This window comes from Sphingomonas sp. IC081, from assembly GCF_006874585.1.
In the GTDB taxonomy this organism is placed as follows: Bacteria; Pseudomonadota; Alphaproteobacteria; order Sphingomonadales; family Sphingomonadaceae; genus Novosphingobium.
Window position 1 is genome coordinate 1,203,966 of the sequence record NZ_CP029761.1, and the last position, 14,186, is coordinate 1,218,151.

General features: G+C 66.1%; 19 protein-coding genes. 5 read left to right on the top strand and 14 right to left on the bottom strand.

Features of this window, described 5'->3' with window-relative positions; translation table 11 throughout:
• Window positions 1-20 precede the first annotated feature (20 nt).
• From DM450_RS05760 to DM450_RS05785, 6 genes are all read right to left on the bottom strand, one after another.
• Entirely contained in the window at window positions 21-686 is a 666-nt protein-coding gene (locus tag DM450_RS05760) for a glutathione S-transferase family protein (protein WP_142633201.1), read from the bottom strand.
• On the bottom strand, window positions 683-1,186 hold the full coding sequence (locus DM450_RS05765) for a VOC family protein (RefSeq protein WP_142633203.1): 504 nt from the start codon (window positions 1,184-1,186) through the stop codon (window positions 683-685). The genes DM450_RS05760 and DM450_RS05765 overlap by 4 nt, the downstream gene beginning before the upstream one ends.
• Window positions 1,183-1,809 (bottom strand): glutathione S-transferase family protein, encoded by a 627-nt coding sequence (locus DM450_RS05770; RefSeq protein ID WP_142633205.1) that lies wholly within the window; start codon window positions 1,807-1,809, stop codon window positions 1,183-1,185. Before DM450_RS05770 ends, DM450_RS05765 begins: the two co-directional genes overlap by 4 nt.
• A gap of 88 nt (window positions 1,810-1,897) precedes the next feature.
• On the bottom strand, window positions 1,898-2,731 hold the full coding sequence (locus tag DM450_RS05775) for a VOC family protein (RefSeq protein WP_142633206.1): 834 nt from the start codon (window positions 2,729-2,731) through the stop codon (window positions 1,898-1,900).
• A gap of 2 nt (window positions 2,732-2,733) precedes the next feature.
• A complete protein-coding gene (locus DM450_RS05780; RefSeq protein ID WP_142633208.1) occupies window positions 2,734-3,105 on the bottom strand; it encodes a DUF1428 domain-containing protein in 372 nt (123 codons plus the stop codon).
• A gap of 20 nt (window positions 3,106-3,125) precedes the next feature.
• On the bottom strand, window positions 3,126-3,794 hold the full coding sequence (locus DM450_RS05785) for a glutathione S-transferase family protein (protein ID WP_142633210.1): 669 nt from the start codon (window positions 3,792-3,794) through the stop codon (window positions 3,126-3,128).
• 153 nt (window positions 3,795-3,947) lie between these two features.
• On the opposite strand from DM450_RS05785, the gene DM450_RS05790 reads away from it, so the two are divergent.
• Together DM450_RS05790 and cobS are read left to right on the top strand one after the other, a co-directional pair.
• Window positions 3,948-4,655 carry a winged helix-turn-helix transcriptional regulator gene (locus DM450_RS05790; RefSeq protein ID WP_260610231.1) on the top strand — a complete coding sequence of 236 codons (708 nt, stop codon included), beginning with the start codon at window positions 3,948-3,950 and terminating at the stop codon, window positions 4,653-4,655.
• Window positions 4,656-4,732: 77 nt separating this feature from the next.
• Window positions 4,733-5,707, top strand: a complete 975-nt coding sequence (gene cobS / locus DM450_RS05795; protein ID WP_370584527.1) for a cobaltochelatase subunit CobS — start codon at window positions 4,733-4,735, stop codon at window positions 5,705-5,707.
• Between the two features lie 145 nt (window positions 5,708-5,852).
• Here the strand turns inward: cobS and DM450_RS05800 are convergent, their stop codons facing one another.
• The 3 genes from DM450_RS05800 to fmt all read right to left on the bottom strand — a co-directional run bounded on the left by DM450_RS05800 (window position 5,853) and on the right by fmt (window position 8,032).
• Window positions 5,853-6,209, bottom strand: a complete 357-nt coding sequence (locus tag DM450_RS05800; protein WP_142633216.1) for a hypothetical protein — start codon at window positions 6,207-6,209, stop codon at window positions 5,853-5,855.
• A gap of 171 nt (window positions 6,210-6,380) precedes the next feature.
• A complete protein-coding gene (truA, locus tag DM450_RS05805; RefSeq protein WP_142633218.1) occupies window positions 6,381-7,127 on the bottom strand; it encodes a tRNA pseudouridine(38-40) synthase TruA in 747 nt (248 codons plus the stop codon).
• Window positions 7,124-8,032 carry a methionyl-tRNA formyltransferase gene (gene fmt / locus DM450_RS05810; protein ID WP_142633220.1) on the bottom strand — a complete coding sequence of 303 codons (909 nt, stop codon included), beginning with the start codon at window positions 8,030-8,032 and terminating at the stop codon, window positions 7,124-7,126. The genes truA and fmt overlap by 4 nt, the downstream gene beginning before the upstream one ends.
• Window positions 8,033-8,092: 60 nt before the next feature.
• Here fmt and recR point away from each other — a divergent pair, with 60 nt between their 5' ends.
• The 3 genes from recR (at window position 8,093) to rmuC (ending at window position 10,988) form a co-directional block, all read left to right on the top strand.
• Window positions 8,093-8,689 (top strand): recombination mediator RecR, encoded by a 597-nt coding sequence (gene recR / locus DM450_RS05815; RefSeq protein WP_142633222.1) that lies wholly within the window; start codon window positions 8,093-8,095, stop codon window positions 8,687-8,689.
• 61 nt (window positions 8,690-8,750) lie between these two features.
• On the top strand, window positions 8,751-9,320 hold the full coding sequence (gene def / locus DM450_RS05820) for a peptide deformylase (RefSeq protein ID WP_142633224.1): 570 nt from the start codon (window positions 8,751-8,753) through the stop codon (window positions 9,318-9,320).
• A gap of 69 nt (window positions 9,321-9,389) precedes the next feature.
• Entirely contained in the window at window positions 9,390-10,988 is a 1,599-nt protein-coding gene (gene rmuC, locus DM450_RS05825) for a DNA recombination protein RmuC (RefSeq protein ID WP_142633226.1), read from the top strand.
• Window positions 10,989-10,998: 10 nt separating this feature from the next.
• On the opposite strand, the gene DM450_RS05830 is transcribed toward rmuC, so the two are convergent.
• The 5 genes from DM450_RS05830 to rapZ form a co-directional block, all read right to left on the bottom strand.
• Complete coding sequence (locus DM450_RS05830; RefSeq protein ID WP_260610232.1) at window positions 10,999-11,415, bottom strand: META domain-containing protein; 417 nt, start codon at window positions 11,413-11,415, stop codon at window positions 10,999-11,001.
• 160 nt (window positions 11,416-11,575) lie between these two features.
• Complete coding sequence (locus tag DM450_RS05835; protein ID WP_142633228.1) at window positions 11,576-12,412, bottom strand: TrmH family RNA methyltransferase; 837 nt, start codon at window positions 12,410-12,412, stop codon at window positions 11,576-11,578.
• A gap of 12 nt (window positions 12,413-12,424) precedes the next feature.
• Window positions 12,425-12,703 carry an HPr family phosphocarrier protein gene (locus DM450_RS05840; protein WP_142633230.1) on the bottom strand — a complete coding sequence of 93 codons (279 nt, stop codon included), beginning with the start codon at window positions 12,701-12,703 and terminating at the stop codon, window positions 12,425-12,427.
• Window positions 12,700-13,107, bottom strand: coding sequence for a PTS sugar transporter subunit IIA (locus DM450_RS05845; protein WP_142633232.1), 408 nt, complete (start codon window positions 13,105-13,107; stop codon window positions 12,700-12,702). Before DM450_RS05845 ends, DM450_RS05840 begins: the two co-directional genes overlap by 4 nt.
• 51 nt (window positions 13,108-13,158) lie before the next feature.
• A complete protein-coding gene (rapZ, locus tag DM450_RS05850; RefSeq protein ID WP_142633234.1) occupies window positions 13,159-14,136 on the bottom strand; it encodes an RNase adapter RapZ in 978 nt (325 codons plus the stop codon).
• Between the last annotated feature and the right edge of the window lie 50 nt (window positions 14,137-14,186).

Genomic DNA, 14,186 nt, shown 5'->3' on the forward strand with positions numbered 1-14,186 from the left:
GCATCTCTCCGAATGTGGTGTCAGTCGCGGTCGGGCGCTCCGAGCGGGAAGTAGGAGCGGTACGGGCGGGCATCGTCCACGCAGCGCGCAACCGGGGGCAGGGCCAGCAGATGCGCACGCCATTGCCGCAGGCGGGGCAGTTCTTCGGGGATCGGGTGGACCCAGTCGGCATAGAACAGCGAAGGCGCCGCCGCGCATTCGATCAGCGTGACATGGTCCATTGCCGGATAGAACTGCAGCCAGCCTTCCAGCCAGGCGTAGCTGCGTTCGAGCCGGCCACGCGCTTCGGTGCAGCGGGCCATGTCCGGCGCATCGGGCGAGCGGATATGTTCGTCCACGACCACCTGCATCACGTTCATCACGTAATTGTCGAAGACCCGATCGAGCATGCGGATCGCGGTGGCGGCGTCGGGGTCTTCCGGGATCAGCGTGCCTGCGCCGATATGATGGCGGTCGAGATATTCGAGGATCGACGTCGTTTCGAAGAGCAGGTTCTCGCCATCGCGCAGCACCGGGAACTTGCCTTGCGGCCCGGCGGTCTGGACAACCTCAACGTTTTCCGGATGGTCGGGGCCGACCAGGCGGAACGTGAATGGCACCTCGTAGGCGTAGAGCGCGATCAGCACCTTCCAGGTGTAGGACGAGAAGGGATGGCCAAAGAGTTCGAGGCTGGGGCCGGGATTCATGCGGAGGTTCCTGCCAGTGCGGCTTCGATGGCGGCTATGTCGATCTTGCGCATCGTCATCATCGCTTCCATCGCCCGCTTGGAGGCGGCGCGATCAGGATTGGTGAGGGCGTCCGACAGGGCTCTGGGCGTGATCTGCCACGACAGGCCCCACTTGTCCTTGCACCAGCCGCACTTGCTCTCCGCGCCGCCATTGCCGACGATGGCGTTCCAGTAGCGGTCGGTCTCTTCCTGCGTTTCGGTCTCCACCTGAAACGAGAAGGCCTCGCTATGCGGAAAGGCGGGGCCGCCGTTGAGGCCGAGGCACGCGATCCCCATCACCGAGAACTCGACGGTGAGCACATCACCTGCCTTGCCGTCGGGATAGTCGGCGGGTGAGCGGGTCACCGCGGTGACGAAAGTATCGGGAAACACGCCGGCGTAGAAGTTTGCCGCTTCCTGCGCCGCGCCGTCATACCACAGGCAGATCCGGTTCTTGGCCCGAGGTGCCGGCGCGGTCATTTTTTCATCTCGGCAATCAGCGTGTTGTCCACCGCCTTCGCGGCCTTGTAGGCGTCGCGGGCCTGAAGCCGTTCGGCATAGGCAACAAAAGCAGGGCGCGGCGGCATCGTGCCGAATGTCAGCCCCCAGTCCACCGCGCTGCCGACATAGACGTCCGCCATCGTGAAACGTGCGCCGCAGACCCAGTCACGCCCTTCGAGGTGCTTTTCCAGCGTGTTCATCGTGCGCTCGAAGCTGCCCCAGCCGGCCATCATTTCCTGTTCGGGAGAGGGTTCGCTGTTGAAGTGGCGCGACATGACCGCCTGTTCGACCGGCCCCGAGGCGAAGAAGGTCCAGCGCAGATAGTCGGCCATTTCGGTTTCGCTGGGCAGGAGGCCGGCTTCGGGGTTCATCTCGGCCAGGTAAAGGCAGATTGCGGCGGCTTCGGTCACCACCCGGTCGCCGCTATCGGCATGATGGACAAGCGTGGGCACTTTGCCCATCGGGTTGATGTCGAGGAAGCCTGCGGGCTTATCCTTCCACTCGACAATCACCTGATCGTAGTTCGCACCGGCTTCGTGGAGGGCCCAGCGGGCGATCTGGCCGCGCGACATGGGGTTGGTGTAGAAGGTGTAGTCTGCCATTCCCGGTGCTCCTCGCAGTCCATGTCCTCGATGGAACAATTATGGAACAAATGCCCGCCGTCAAGCCATGATCGACGGGCTGCCCGCATCAAGCGCCCTTGGGTCCGACAACACCGAAACCTGCCCCTTGCGGGTCCATGGCAACAATGATCCACTCGCCGCCGGGGATTTCGTGCGGCCCCATCAGCACGGTTCCGCCATGGGCCTCGATCGCCGCCTTTGCCGCGGTTATGGAGGGGACGCCGAAGTAGAACAGCCACATTGCCGGTTGCTGGTCGCTCTGCCGCTGCATGATCGCGCCGAGCGTCTGTCCGTGGTGGCCGATGAAGCAGTAGTCGCCCATGTCGCCCATCGACATCTTCTCGTTGAACGTGAAGCCGAAGTGCCTGGCATAGAAGGCCATGGAGGCGGCCTGGTCGGGGCTGGCGAGTTCGTTCCAGCGCACGTGCTGGGTCTCGGTGGCGGAAAAGACATCGCTGACGGAGCCGGCATCGTCCTGATCCTGGCCATCGCTGGACAGTGATTGTCCGGCGGGGGACACCGGCTTCATCAGGTAGATCGGCACGCCTTGCGGATCGGCGACCATGGCGATGCGGCCGACCGGCAGGTCGAAGGCGGGAAGCTGCTCTCGCCCGCCGGCAGCGACGATCGCATGGACTTCGGCATCGACGTCGTCGACCGCGAGATAGGGCAGCCAGCAAGGGCGGGCGCCGCCCATTGCCATGTCCTGCGTGATCTCCATCGCACCGCCGGCCATGCCGCCGTCGTCGCGGCCGATCATGCGATAGTTCATGTCCTCGGCATCAGGATAGGCATCGGGCGAGATCGTCCAGCCGACCACCGCCTTGTAGAAGACGGCGGCGCCGTCGATGTCGCTGGTGAGAAGCTCGTACCAGATGAAGCTGCCGACCGGGTTGCCCATCGTCATTCTCCCACCGCGACGACGCGCTGGAACCCGCCGAAGATCATCCGGGCGCCGTCGAACGGGGGCGGATTGGTCTGCGGGTCGAAGCGCGGGTCGTTTTTCATCAGTTCGCCGAGCAGGCCCATCTGGCGGTCGCGGGTTTCCTTGTCGGGCCATTCGATCCAGCTGAAGCAGACCGTCTCGTCCTCCCTGGCGGCGACGGCGCGATGGAAATCGGTCTGCTTGCCGTGGGGAACGTCGTCGCCCCAGCATTCCCAGACGCGGATGGCGCCATATTCGATGAAATAGTCGTCGAATTCACGCGCGTGGGCGATGAACCGGTCCTTGCTTGCAACCGGTACGGGGATCACGAAACCGTCGACATAGGCCATGGCTGTATCTCCTGTGGGGGTCACTCTCCCGTGGGGGCGGCGTAGGCTTCAAGCTGTTCGGCAAGCGCGCGGACAAAGGCGGGGCGGGCCTCGCCGCGTGCCTTGTAGGCGGCAAGGGCCGGGAACTCGGCGAGGACATCCGTGTGGTCGAGCAGGCGCAGCACGGTGACCATCAGCACGTCGGCGATGGAGAAGGGGCCCGCCAGCCACGCGCGCTCGCCCAGCGCCTTCTGGAGCGAGGCCAGCTTGCGCCGGGCCTGCTTGACGGCGCCGGGACGGGCCTGCTCCGCCCAGGGTTCCTGCGCGAAAAACAGGTCCAGCCCGTTAAGGTGGGCAAGCGCCGGTTCGACCGAGTTGCCGGCGGCAAACAGCCAGGTGATCGCCTGCCAGCGCGCTTGCGGGGCCGTGGGCAGCAGGTGCGCGTCCTGTTCGCCGAGATAGAGCAGGATCGCGCCGCTTTCGAACATGCGGATCTCGCCATCGTCGAAGGCGGGGACCTGGCCGAAGGGCTGCCATTGCCGGTACTCGCCGCTGCGCGGGGCCATCGCGTCGATCAGGTCGAGCCGGTAGTCGCGCCCGATTTCCTCCAGCGCCCAGCGGATGCGCAAGTCGCGCACGTGTCCGCGCACTTGCGGCGGCACGTTGCTGAAGCCGCTGATCACCGTTGCCGCGTCATCGCACAGGGGCATCTGTCGTCTCCCTTCGAGGATCGTACCACAAGTTCGCTCAGGAACGGATCATTCAAGCGTTCCCGAACGGCGCACTTGCGGCGAATCGTTATTGCCATGGGCTGCGCTTCAAGGTTACGAAAAGCAACCATGAAGTTACTAAATGAAACTGATGTGGCGCCGAAGCGCGCCGGGGCTGCGCCAGTCTCCGCGCCCGCCCGCCACGGGCGCTGGTATGACGATGCCTGCGGGGCGTCGCTGGCGCTGGAACTCATCGGCGAACGCTGGTCGCTGCTGATCGTGCGCGAGATGCTGCTGGGCCCGCGCCGCTTCAACGAACTGCGCGGCGCGCTGCCCACGCTGAGCGCCAAGGTCCTGACCGAGCGCCTGGTGGCATTGGAGGCTTCGGGCATCGTCCGGCGCATCCGCATGGCGCCGCCCGCCTCGGTGCAGGTCTATGGGCTCACCGAATGGGGGCAGGGGCTGGAGCCGGTGCTGCTGGAACTGGTGCGCTGGGGGCTGCGCGCGCCGGGGCACGATCCGGCGCTGGCGTTCACGCCGGTGGCGCTGATGCTGTCGCTGCGGGCGCTGATCGATCCGGTCCGCGCGGGCGCTCTTTCGCTCTGGGTGGAATTCGACATCGGCACGCAGAAGTTCGCGGCCCGGCTGCGCGGGGGTGAGCTTGCCATCCACCCGGCCGGAGAGGGCATGAGCGCGCCGGACCTGCGCTTCACCGCGGCCAGCGCGTCCGATTTCCTGCCGGTGTTCTACGGCAAGCGCAGCCTTGGCGAGGCGGTGGGCAAGCTCAAGGTCGGCGGCGATCCGGCACTGGCCGGGCGGTTCATCGATCTCTTCGCGTTGCCGCCGAAGTTTCGCGGCTGACGGGCGGGGGCAGTGTTCAAACCCTGTTGCGGTGCAGCGCCCGCTTGTCTACGCGGTTAGGCACGATGACTGAGACCATGAAAGCCGAGAGTCGCGACGCCACCGTGCTGGCCGCCCCCGATATCGAACTCGACGTGCGCGAGACCTTCGGGATCGATATCGACATGAAGGTGCCCGCCTTCTCCGTGGCGGACGAACGCGTGCCCGATCTGGACGAGACTTATGTCTTCGACCCGGATACCACCCTCGCGATCCTGGCGGGCTTTGCCTACAATCGCCGCGTGATGGTGCAGGGTTACCATGGCACCGGCAAGTCGACGCACATCGAGCAGGTGGCCGCGCGCCTCAAGTGGCCGTGCATCCGCATCAACCTCGACGCGCACATCAGCCGTATCGACCTGATCGGCCGTGACGCGATTGTCCTGCGTGACGGTCTTCAGGTCACCGAATTCCGCGAAGGCCTGCTGCCCTGGGCGCTCCAGCACCCGGTGGCGCTGGTGTTCGACGAATACGACGCGGGCCGTCCGGACGTGATGTTCGTGATCCAGCGCATCCTCGAAACCGAGGGCAAGCTGACGCTGCTCGACCAGAACCGCGTGATCCGCCCGGACCGGAACTTCCGCCTCTTCGCCACGGCCAATACCGTCGGCCTTGGCGATACCTCGGGCCTTTACCACGGCACCCAGCAGATCAACCAGGGCCAGATGGACCGCTGGAACTTGGTGGTCGGCCTCAATTACCTGCCGCAGCCGGTCGAGACGGAAATCGTCACGAAGAAGGTGCCGCAGGTGGATGCGGCAACGATCGCCAACATGGTCAAGGTCGCCGACTTCTCGCGCCAGGGCTTCATGAACGGCGACATCTCGACCGTGATGAGCCCGCGCACCGTCATCACCTGGGCGCAGAACACCGCGATCTTCAAAGACGTGGGCTTTGCCTTCCGCCTCTCGTTCCTCAACAAGTGCGACGAGACCGAGCGAGTGATGGTTGCCGAATACTACCAGCGTGTGTTCGGCACCGACTTGCCCGAAAGCGTCGTCGCCAAGGCCTGATGGCCCGAGAGTCTGTTTGAAAAATGCCCGATAGGGCATTTTGAGGGCGGCTGGTGCCGCGAAATTCGCTTTTGGCGAATTTCCAAACGGACTTTGCGCCTCGGCGAACAGGCAAAAGGGAGGCCGCGGCCTCCCTTTTTTCATGTCAGTCGTAGGAGAACGCCGTCACCGTGCCGTGGCGGGTGTCGCACTTGAAGGTCATCTTCTTCATTTTCAGCTTGCCGTCCTTGTCGGGGATCGCGACATCGACTTCGGCGCGCACCGAGGCGCGGCCGTCGCTCTTCTTGTCGGTATCCTCGACCTTGCGCATGCTCACGTCGCGCGCGCCGAGCTTTTCGCCGCGCGCCTTGGCCTCGGCCATGCAGACCTGGACCACCTGATCGCGTTCATCGCCCGAAACCGGGGGCGGCGAGGGGTCCTGGCTCCAGGCCTTGGTCACGAATGCGACGCTGAGCACGAGCACGTTCGCGCTGGCAAAGTACTTCAACATGAGATCCCGCATTGCCACCTCCTGCCCAATCCCGGCGGGGCATGACCGGCCGGGCCGATGTCATCCATTCGGCAGGATCGAAGGTACCGGGAAAGTGTCAGCGCTCCCATTGGGGCAAACCCTCGTCGGCGCAGGGGAAATCCCCAAGACGGCGTATGGCGCGGCGCGCTGGACCGGCCCCGATCAGTCCCCGGGATACGTCGCCTTGACGAAATAGAGCCCGTCCGGCGGCGAATTGAGGCCGAGGGCCTGCCGGTTGCGCGCTTCCAGCGCCGCGGTGACTCGGGCTTCCTCCCAGCGGCCCATCCCCACGAGCGCGAGGCAGCCGACCATCGAGCGAACCTGGTGGTGCAGGAAGCTGCGCGCCTCGGCCTCGATCAGCACCATCTCGCCCTCGCGCCGGACCTCGAGCCGGTCGAGTGTCTTGAGCGGGCTCTGCGACTGGCAATGGGTGGAGCGGAAGGTGGTGAAGTCGTGCAGCCCCACCAGCCTTTGCGCGGCGCGGTGCATGGCCGTTTCGTCGAGCGGCTTGGGCACTTGCCAGGCCTTGCCGCGCTCCACCGTGAGCGGGGCGCGGCGGTTGGCGATGCGGTAGATGTATGAGCGGCCGATGCACGAGAAGCGGGCGTGCCAGTCGTCCGGCACCACCTCGCAGCCGACCACCGCGATCGGATGCGGGCGCAGCCGCGCGTTCATGCCTTCCGAGAACTGGAAGGGCGTGAACGGCTTGTCGATGTCCATGTGCACTTTCATGCCCAGCGCATGGACCCCCGCATCGGTGCGCCCGGCGGCATGCATGCCGGTGACTTCCCCGGTCAGCGCAAAGGCCGCTTCCTCGACGCTCTGCTGCACCGAGGGCCCGTGCACCTGCCGCTGCAGGCCCATGTAGGGCGCGCCGTCGAATTCGAGAGTGAGGGCAAAACGGGTCACGCGAGCCTCGTTCCGGCAGCGACCGGACGGCCGCGCAGCAGGTCCGCCGCTTCCATGGCGGGCTTGCCCGCGCGCTGGATGCGGGTCACGCGGATCGCGCCTTCACCGCAGGCGACGGTGAGAACGTCGTCGAGCGTTTCGCCGGGCGTGCCCGAACCCTCCGCGAGATCGGCGGCGAGTACCTTGTAGCGCTCGCCATCGAGTTCGAAGAAGGCGCCGGGCGCAGGCATGAAGGCGCGCACCTGGCGCTCCACCTGCTCGGCGGGAGCCGCGAAGTCGAGCCGGGCTTCGGCCTTGTCGATCTTCCTGGCATACGTCACGCCGTCTTCCGGCTGGGTGACGGCGCGGTGCACGGCAAGGTCGCGCAGGGTGCCGACCATGAGCTGCGCGCCCTTTTCGGCCAGTTCGGCGGTGAGTTCACCGGCGGTCTTGCGGTCGATCGTCGTGCGCAGCGTCGCCAGCATCGGCCCGGTGTCGAGCCCGATTTCCATCTGCATGATCGTCACCCCGGTGGTGGGATCGCCCGCCAGGATCGCCCGCTGGATCGGCGCCGCCCCGCGCCAGCGCGGCAGGATCGAGGCGTGGATGTTGAGGCAGCCAAGGCGCGGGGCATCGAGCACCGCCTGCGGCAGCAGCAGGCCGTAAGCGGCGACAATGGCGATGTCGGCGCCCAGCGCGGCGAACTGTTCCTGTTCCTCGGCGCTCTTCAGCGAAACCGGATGGCGCACCGCGATCCCGCGGGCCTCGGCTTCCTTGTGGACGGGCGAGGGGGTCAGCTCCTTGCCGCGGCGACCGCCGGGGCGCGGCGGCTGGCTGTAGACGGCAACGACTTCGTGCCCGGCCTCGACCAGCGCGACGAGTGCGGGCACCGCAAAATCGGGCGTTCCCATGAAAACGATGCGCATGGTGTGGGGAATTCTCCGAAGGACTATCTCTTGGGCTGCGCAGGCCCTATCTCCGCCGCCATGGCATCGCAAGAGATCGAGACGCTTACCGCCGCGCTGTCGCGCCTTCCCGGCCTTGGCCCCCGCTCCGCGCGGCGGGCGGTGCTGTGGCTCATCAAGCGCCGGGAAAGCTCGCTGGTGCAACTGGTCGATGCGCTTGCCGCCGTGCGCGAGGCGCTGGTCGAGTGCCGGACCTGCGGCAACATCGATACCACCAACCCTTGCGGCATCTGCGCCGATCCGCGCCGCGATGCAGGTTCGCTCTGCGTGGTGGAGGAAGTGGCGGACCTCTGGGCGCTGGACCGCGCGCGGCTGTTCAATGGCCGATATCACGTGCTTGGCGGCCGGTTGTCGGCGCTCGACGGGGTGCGGCCGGAAGACCTGACCATCGACCAGCTCTTGCGCCGGGTCGAGGAAGGCGGCATCGACGAAGTCGTGCTCGCCATGAATGCGACGCTCGAAGGGCAGACCACCGCGCACTATATTGCCGAGCGTCTTGAAGGGCTTGCCGTGCGCATCACCCAGCTGGCCCATGGCCTGCCGGTGGGCGGTGAGCTGGACTATCTGGACGAGGGAACACTCGCCCAGGCCATTCGCGCAAGGCGGCCGGTGGCCTGACGATCACTCTGATCGGACCGACGACCTTGCGAGAATCGGCCATCGCGCTTATTTGGCGGGCATGGCTATCCGTGAAATCCTCGAAGTTCCCGATCCGCGTCTCAAGCAGGTTTCGGTCCCCGTCGAAAAGTTCGACGACGAGCTCAAGACGCTTGTCGAAGACATGTTCGAGACCATGTACGATGCCCCGGGCATCGGTCTTGCCGCCATCCAGGTGGGCGTGCCGCTGCGCGTGCTGGTGATCGATCTCCAGCCTGACGACGAGGATGCGGAACCGGAAGTGTGCACGGCCCATGGCGGTCACCACCACACGCACCAGCCGACCAGGAAGGAACCCCGGATCTTCATCAATCCGGAAATCCTCGACCCTTCCGAAGACCACACGGTCTATCAGGAAGGCTGCCTGTCGGTGCCGGAGATCTTCGCCGACGTCGAACGCCCCTCGCGCATCCGCGCGCGCTGGCAGGATCTTGACGGCACCGTGCACGAGGAAGAGATGGACGGCCTCATGGCCACCTGCCTCCAGCACGAGATGGATCATCTCGAAGGCATTCTCTTCATCGATCATCTCTCGCGCCTGAAGCGCCAGATGGCACTCAAGAAGCTCGACAAGCTGCGCCGCGCGGCCTGATTTGCACGCATTGGGGAAAAGCCGGCCGGAAGGCTGGCGTTCCCTGAATGTTCTGGCTATGCTGCCGGAATGGAAATCGCAGTCGTCGCCATTGTCGCGCTCGTTGTCGGTCTTGGGGCCGGCTGGTTCTTCGGATCCCGGCCGGCCGCCGACTGGCGAAACCGCCACGAAACCCGCGATCGCGAAGCGCGTGAACTCGACGAGAAGTTCCGCGCCGCGATTCGCGACCTTGCCGCCGCCGGTGAACGCGCCAGCCGGGCGGACGACCTTGCCGAAACGCTCGAACGCACCCGTGCCGAGCATGGGCAGGCGATGGAACTTGTCCGCCGCGGCCATGACGAAGCGCAGCAGCGCCTGCGCGGCGAACTGACGCAGGCGCTCGACACTACCCGATCCGAACATGCGACGCTGGTCGACGCCTTGCGCCGCGAACAGCGCGAACTGGCCTCGGAACTGGCGACCCTGCGGGAAAAATCCGCCAATTTCGACGAGCAGAAGCGCCTCCTCATCGAAGCGCAGGAAGCGCTGCGCAAGGAGTTCGAGAATGCCGGGGCCAAAGTGCTGGCAGGAGCGCAGGAAGCCTTCCTCAACCGCGCGGGCGCGCGCTTCGAGGAGAGCGAAAAGGCCAGTGCCGAGCGTATCCGCACCCTGCTGGCCCCGGTCGGCGAGCGCCTGAAGAGCTACGAGGAGCAGGTCGCCACGCTTGAAAAGCAGCGCACCGATGCCTTTGCGACGCTGACCGGACAGCTTGTCGAACTGAGCGCCGGGCAGGAACGTGTGCGTAGCGAGGCGGCGCGTCTCAGCAATTCGCTGCGCAACGCGCCCAAGGCGCGCGGCCGCTGGGGCGAGCAGCAGCTCAAGAACGTGCTCGAACAGTGCGGCCTTGCCGAACATACCGATTTCGTGACCGAGCATTCGGTGGAGACCGAGGATGGCCGCCTGCGTCCCGACGCGATCGTGCGTATCCCCGGCAACAAGCAGCTGGTGATCGACGCCAAGGTCTCGCTCAACGCCTATCAGGATGCCTTCGAGGCCGAGGACGAGACGCTGCGTGCCGCCTTCCTCGACCAGCATGCCGCCTCGATGCGAGGCCACATCCAGACGCTGGGCAACAAGAGCTACCAGAGCCAGTTCGAGAACGCGCCCGACTACGTGCTGATGTTCGTGCCGGGCGAGCATTTCATCGCCGCTGCGCTCGACCACGATTCCAGCCTGTGGGACTATGCCTTCGAGCGGCGCGTGCTGCTGGCGAGCCCGACCAATCTGGTCGCGATCTGCCGCACCATCGCGCAGGTCTGGCAGCAGGAAGGCCTCGCCAAGGAAGCGCGCGAGATCGGCAAGCTGGGCAGCGATCTCTATGACAGCCTGGCCAAGACGCAGGACGATCTCGGCAAGGTCGGTGTGCATCTGGGGCGCGCCGTGAACAGCTTCAACGACTTTGCCCGCACCTACGAAGGCAACGTGATGAGCCGTGCCCGCCGTCTTACCGAAAAGCACATCAAGATCGGCAAGCGCGAGATTTCCGATGAAGTGGCGGGGGTGGAAGCGATGCCGCGCTACGCCGAAACCGGGGGGCAGATCGCCGACTTTTCCGGCGATACAGCCGGCGATACAGCCGGCGGTTCAGGCAGCGATGCAGAGAGCGAGGACGCCGCAGCGGCCGAATGAACCCCGGGGCCTATTTGCCGGCGACGGCGGCCTCTCGTTGCAGTTCGGCGCTATGGCCGCTCGACTGCAAGGTCATCCGGCCATGGTCGACGACCATGCGCGGCGTGGCGACGAGCAGCGCGCCGATGGCCTTTTCCTGATCCCAGGCGGGCGTCGGACAGCTCATCTCGGTGAGCGAGAGTGGGCCCGCGATCAGCCGGTCGTCGTCGACATGCCAGGGGCCGTCCAGACGGTTGCAGCCCACCCGGACGCCGATCTTGCCGCCCACGAAGGCGATGCTGGCGCCGTCGGCCTGCGGCCGCTGGCCGTCGATCAGGGTAATCCGCCAGGAGGTGCGGGCAAGCTGCGGGTCACCATCGCCGCCGGGGCTCGAGCAGGCCGCAAGCATGGCGGCGCAGGAGGCCGGAAAAATCGCGTGACGAAGCATGGCGAAGCCTTGTCACAGCTGACCTGAGGCTGTGATGAACGTGCGCCACAGATATGCCGTTCCCAGCGAGGCGTTGACAGCCATCGGGCCGGGAATGGCGGCGATGCAGGCGCGGGCAGGGGCTTGCCCCGCCTCTGCCGGTTTCGGTCGGTGACGGCAATCAGTCCCGGCGCAGGTGGGCGAGCGCTTCGTAAGCCAGAACTGCCCCCGCAACCGCCGCGTTCAGGCTGTCCGCACGGCCCAGCATGGGGATCGTGACACGCAGGTCGCAGGCTTCTTCGTAGGCCTGCGGCAGGCCTTGCGATTCGTTGCCTACCATCAGGAAGCAGGGCGCGGCGTAGGCCGCCTCGCGGTAGTCGGTCGGGTCCCGCAGCGAGGCGGCGACCAGCTGGCCGCCCAGTGCCCCGGCGTCCTGCGTTCCGGCGCCTTCGCGCAGCCAGGGCAGGAACTCGTCCCAGCGGGCCGTGACGATCTTCTGCGTGAAGATCGCCCCCATGCTGGCGCGCACGGCCTCGACCGAGAAGGGATCGGCGCAGTCGTCCAGCAGGATCAGGCCGCCCGCGCCCACGGCGTCGCCGGTGCGCAGCATGGTGCCGAGATTGCCGGGGTCGCGCAGCGCCTGCGCCACCAGCCAGATCGGGGCGGCAGAGCGGTCGAGGGTGGCAAGGCGGGTGTCGAATTCGGCAAAGACGCCGGCGACGGCCTGCGGATTGTCCTTGCCGGTGACCTTGGCGAGGATCTCCACGTCCATCTCGACGATGTCGCCGCCGGCGGCCGCAACGGCCGCTTCCAGCGCATCGAGCAGGGGATGGGGATCACGGCCGATTGCCATGACCAGGATCTCGGGCACGATGCCGCATTCGCGCGCGTCTGTCAGCAGGCGCAGGCCTTCGGCGAGGAAGCGCCGTTCCTGCTTGCGGTGCTTCTTCTCGCGCAGCGAGCGCAGGAACTTGACGAGCGGGTTGGAAAATCCGGTAATGGTACGGCGCACGGCCAAAACTCTTGCCTTCTACTCTTCGCCGAAACCGTCGCGCACCAGCGTGGCGAGCGTGGCCAGCGCTTCGGGGGCGCCTTCGCCCGCGCAGGAAATCTCGATGCTGTCGCCCTTGGCGGCGCCCAGCATCATCAGGCCGAGGATCGAGTTGCCGGCGGCCTCGGTGCCGTCCTTGCCGACCTTGACCAGCACGGTGGCCGGCAGTTCGGCGACGTGGTTCACGAACTTGGCGCTGGCGCGGGCATGAAGGCCGCGCTTGTTGACGATCAGCACCGTTTCACGAAAATCGCTCATGCCGCATCCTGCCCCAGATACTCGCTGGCGATGGTGATGTAGTTGCGCCCGGCGTCGCGCGCGGCGGCGGCGGCTTCGCGCACCGACATGCATTCGCGGGCCTTGGCGAGGCGGATCAGCATCGGCAGGTTGATGCCGGCGATCACTTCCACGCGGCCCGCTTCCATCAGCGAAATGGCGAGGTTGGACGGCGTGCCGCCGAACAGGTCGGTGAGGATGATGACGCCCGAACCGCTGTCGACCGCGGTGATCGCGTCGGCAATCTCGCTGCGGCGGCGCTCCATGTCGTCATTGGGACCGATGCAAACGGTTGCAACCGCCGACTGATCGCCGACGACGTGTTCCATCGCGTTTACGAACTCCTCGGCTAGATTGCCGTGAGTGACGAGGATCATGCCGATCATGCTGGAAGCAGGCTCCGAACTTTTTCTTGCGTGGGCGACCAGGTTACTTGTTCATTTTTCACGCCGCTGACCCCCTTCCAGAAGATCGGCTGCTCGCGAGCCCAGGTTGCGGTGCAGCAATGTGGGCGAAAATCCCGCATCGCGCAAGGCCGCAGCCATGAGTTCGGCGGTGAATACCGACCTGTGACGCCCACCCGTACACCCGAAAGCGACGTGAACATAGGCTTTGCCCTGTGTGCGATAGCGTGGAAGCAGGAGCAGGAGAAGGTCGCGAATCCGCGTGAAAGCTTCGTTAAACGCAGGGTCCTGCCGGACATAGTCGCCCACGGGGGCATCAAGCCCGGTCATCGGCCTCAGCACCGGATCCCAATGCGGGTTTTCCACGAAGCGCATGTCGAACACGAGGTCGGCAAGCGGCGGCATCCCGCGCGAAAAACCGAAGCTCGATACCGTCAGCGTGAGGTCTTCCGGCGCTTCGGTTGCGAATCTTTCGCGAATCACGCGCTGGAGGTCGTTCGAGGTGAACTCGGTGGTTTCGACCAGGAGATCGGCCCAGCGGCGCAGTGGTGCCAGCAGTTCACGCTCGGCGCGGATGCCGGTGTCGACCGGGGCGTCGGCGGCCAGCGCGTGACGGCGGCGGGTCTCGTTGAAGCGGCGCTCCAGTTCCTTGCTCGAACAGTCGAGGAACAGGGTGTTGAGTTCGACATCCTCGCGCTCGTCGAGGGCCTTGACCTGCGCGATCACCCGCGCCGGGTCGAAGCCGCGGGTGCGACAATCGAAACCGATCGCCAGCGGCGGGCGCGGCGACCCTTCCGCGGTCGGGGACCGTTCGATCAGGCGATCGAGCAGGCGCACCGGGAAATTGTCGATGATCTCCCAGCCGAGGTCTTCGAGTACCCGCAGGGCAGTGGTCTTGCCCGCACCCAGCATGCCCGTGACGAGCAGGACACGCTGACGATCGGCAGCCGGGGTGGGGGGAGGAACGGCGGCGCAGGGGGATGCGCCGCTTTCCGGGGATTCGCGATTCATCGCGTCTGTTTGCGCCGGGCGGCCGCGAAAGGGAAGGGGGTGCCGGTGCG

Coding starts and splice junctions, on each gene's coding strand:
- DM450_RS05760 (WP_142633201.1), bottom strand. CDS start 686: ATGAATCCCGGCCCCAGCCTCGAACTCTTTGGCCATCCCTTCTCGTCC.
- DM450_RS05765 (WP_142633203.1), bottom strand. CDS start 1,186: ATGACCGCGCCGGCACCTCGGGCCAAGAACCGGATCTGCCTGTGGTAT.
- DM450_RS05770 (WP_142633205.1), bottom strand. CDS start 1,809: ATGGCAGACTACACCTTCTACACCAACCCCATGTCGCGCGGCCAGATC.
- DM450_RS05775 (WP_142633206.1), bottom strand. CDS start 2,731: ATGGGCAACCCGGTCGGCAGCTTCATCTGGTACGAGCTTCTCACCAGC.
- DM450_RS05780 (WP_142633208.1), bottom strand. CDS start 3,105: ATGGCCTATGTCGACGGTTTCGTGATCCCCGTACCGGTTGCAAGCAAG.
- DM450_RS05785 (WP_142633210.1), bottom strand. CDS start 3,794: ATGCCCCTGTGCGATGACGCGGCAACGGTGATCAGCGGCTTCAGCAAC.
- cobS (WP_370584527.1), top strand. CDS start 4,733: ATGAAAGCCGAGAGTCGCGACGCCACCGTGCTGGCCGCCCCCGATATC.
- DM450_RS05800 (WP_142633216.1), bottom strand. CDS start 6,209: ATGCGGGATCTCATGTTGAAGTACTTTGCCAGCGCGAACGTGCTCGTG.
- fmt (WP_142633220.1), bottom strand. CDS start 8,032: ATGCGCATCGTTTTCATGGGAACGCCCGATTTTGCGGTGCCCGCACTC.
- recR (WP_142633222.1), top strand. CDS start 8,093: ATGGCATCGCAAGAGATCGAGACGCTTACCGCCGCGCTGTCGCGCCTT.
- def (WP_142633224.1), top strand. CDS start 8,751: ATGGCTATCCGTGAAATCCTCGAAGTTCCCGATCCGCGTCTCAAGCAG.
- rmuC (WP_142633226.1), top strand. CDS start 9,390: ATGGAAATCGCAGTCGTCGCCATTGTCGCGCTCGTTGTCGGTCTTGGG.
- DM450_RS05830 (WP_260610232.1), bottom strand. CDS start 11,415: ATGCTTCGTCACGCGATTTTTCCGGCCTCCTGCGCCGCCATGCTTGCG.
- DM450_RS05840 (WP_142633230.1), bottom strand. CDS start 12,703: ATGAGCGATTTTCGTGAAACGGTGCTGATCGTCAACAAGCGCGGCCTT.
- DM450_RS05845 (WP_142633232.1), bottom strand. CDS start 13,107: ATGATCGGCATGATCCTCGTCACTCACGGCAATCTAGCCGAGGAGTTC.
- rapZ (WP_142633234.1), bottom strand. CDS start 14,136: ATGAATCGCGAATCCCCGGAAAGCGGCGCATCCCCCTGCGCCGCCGTT.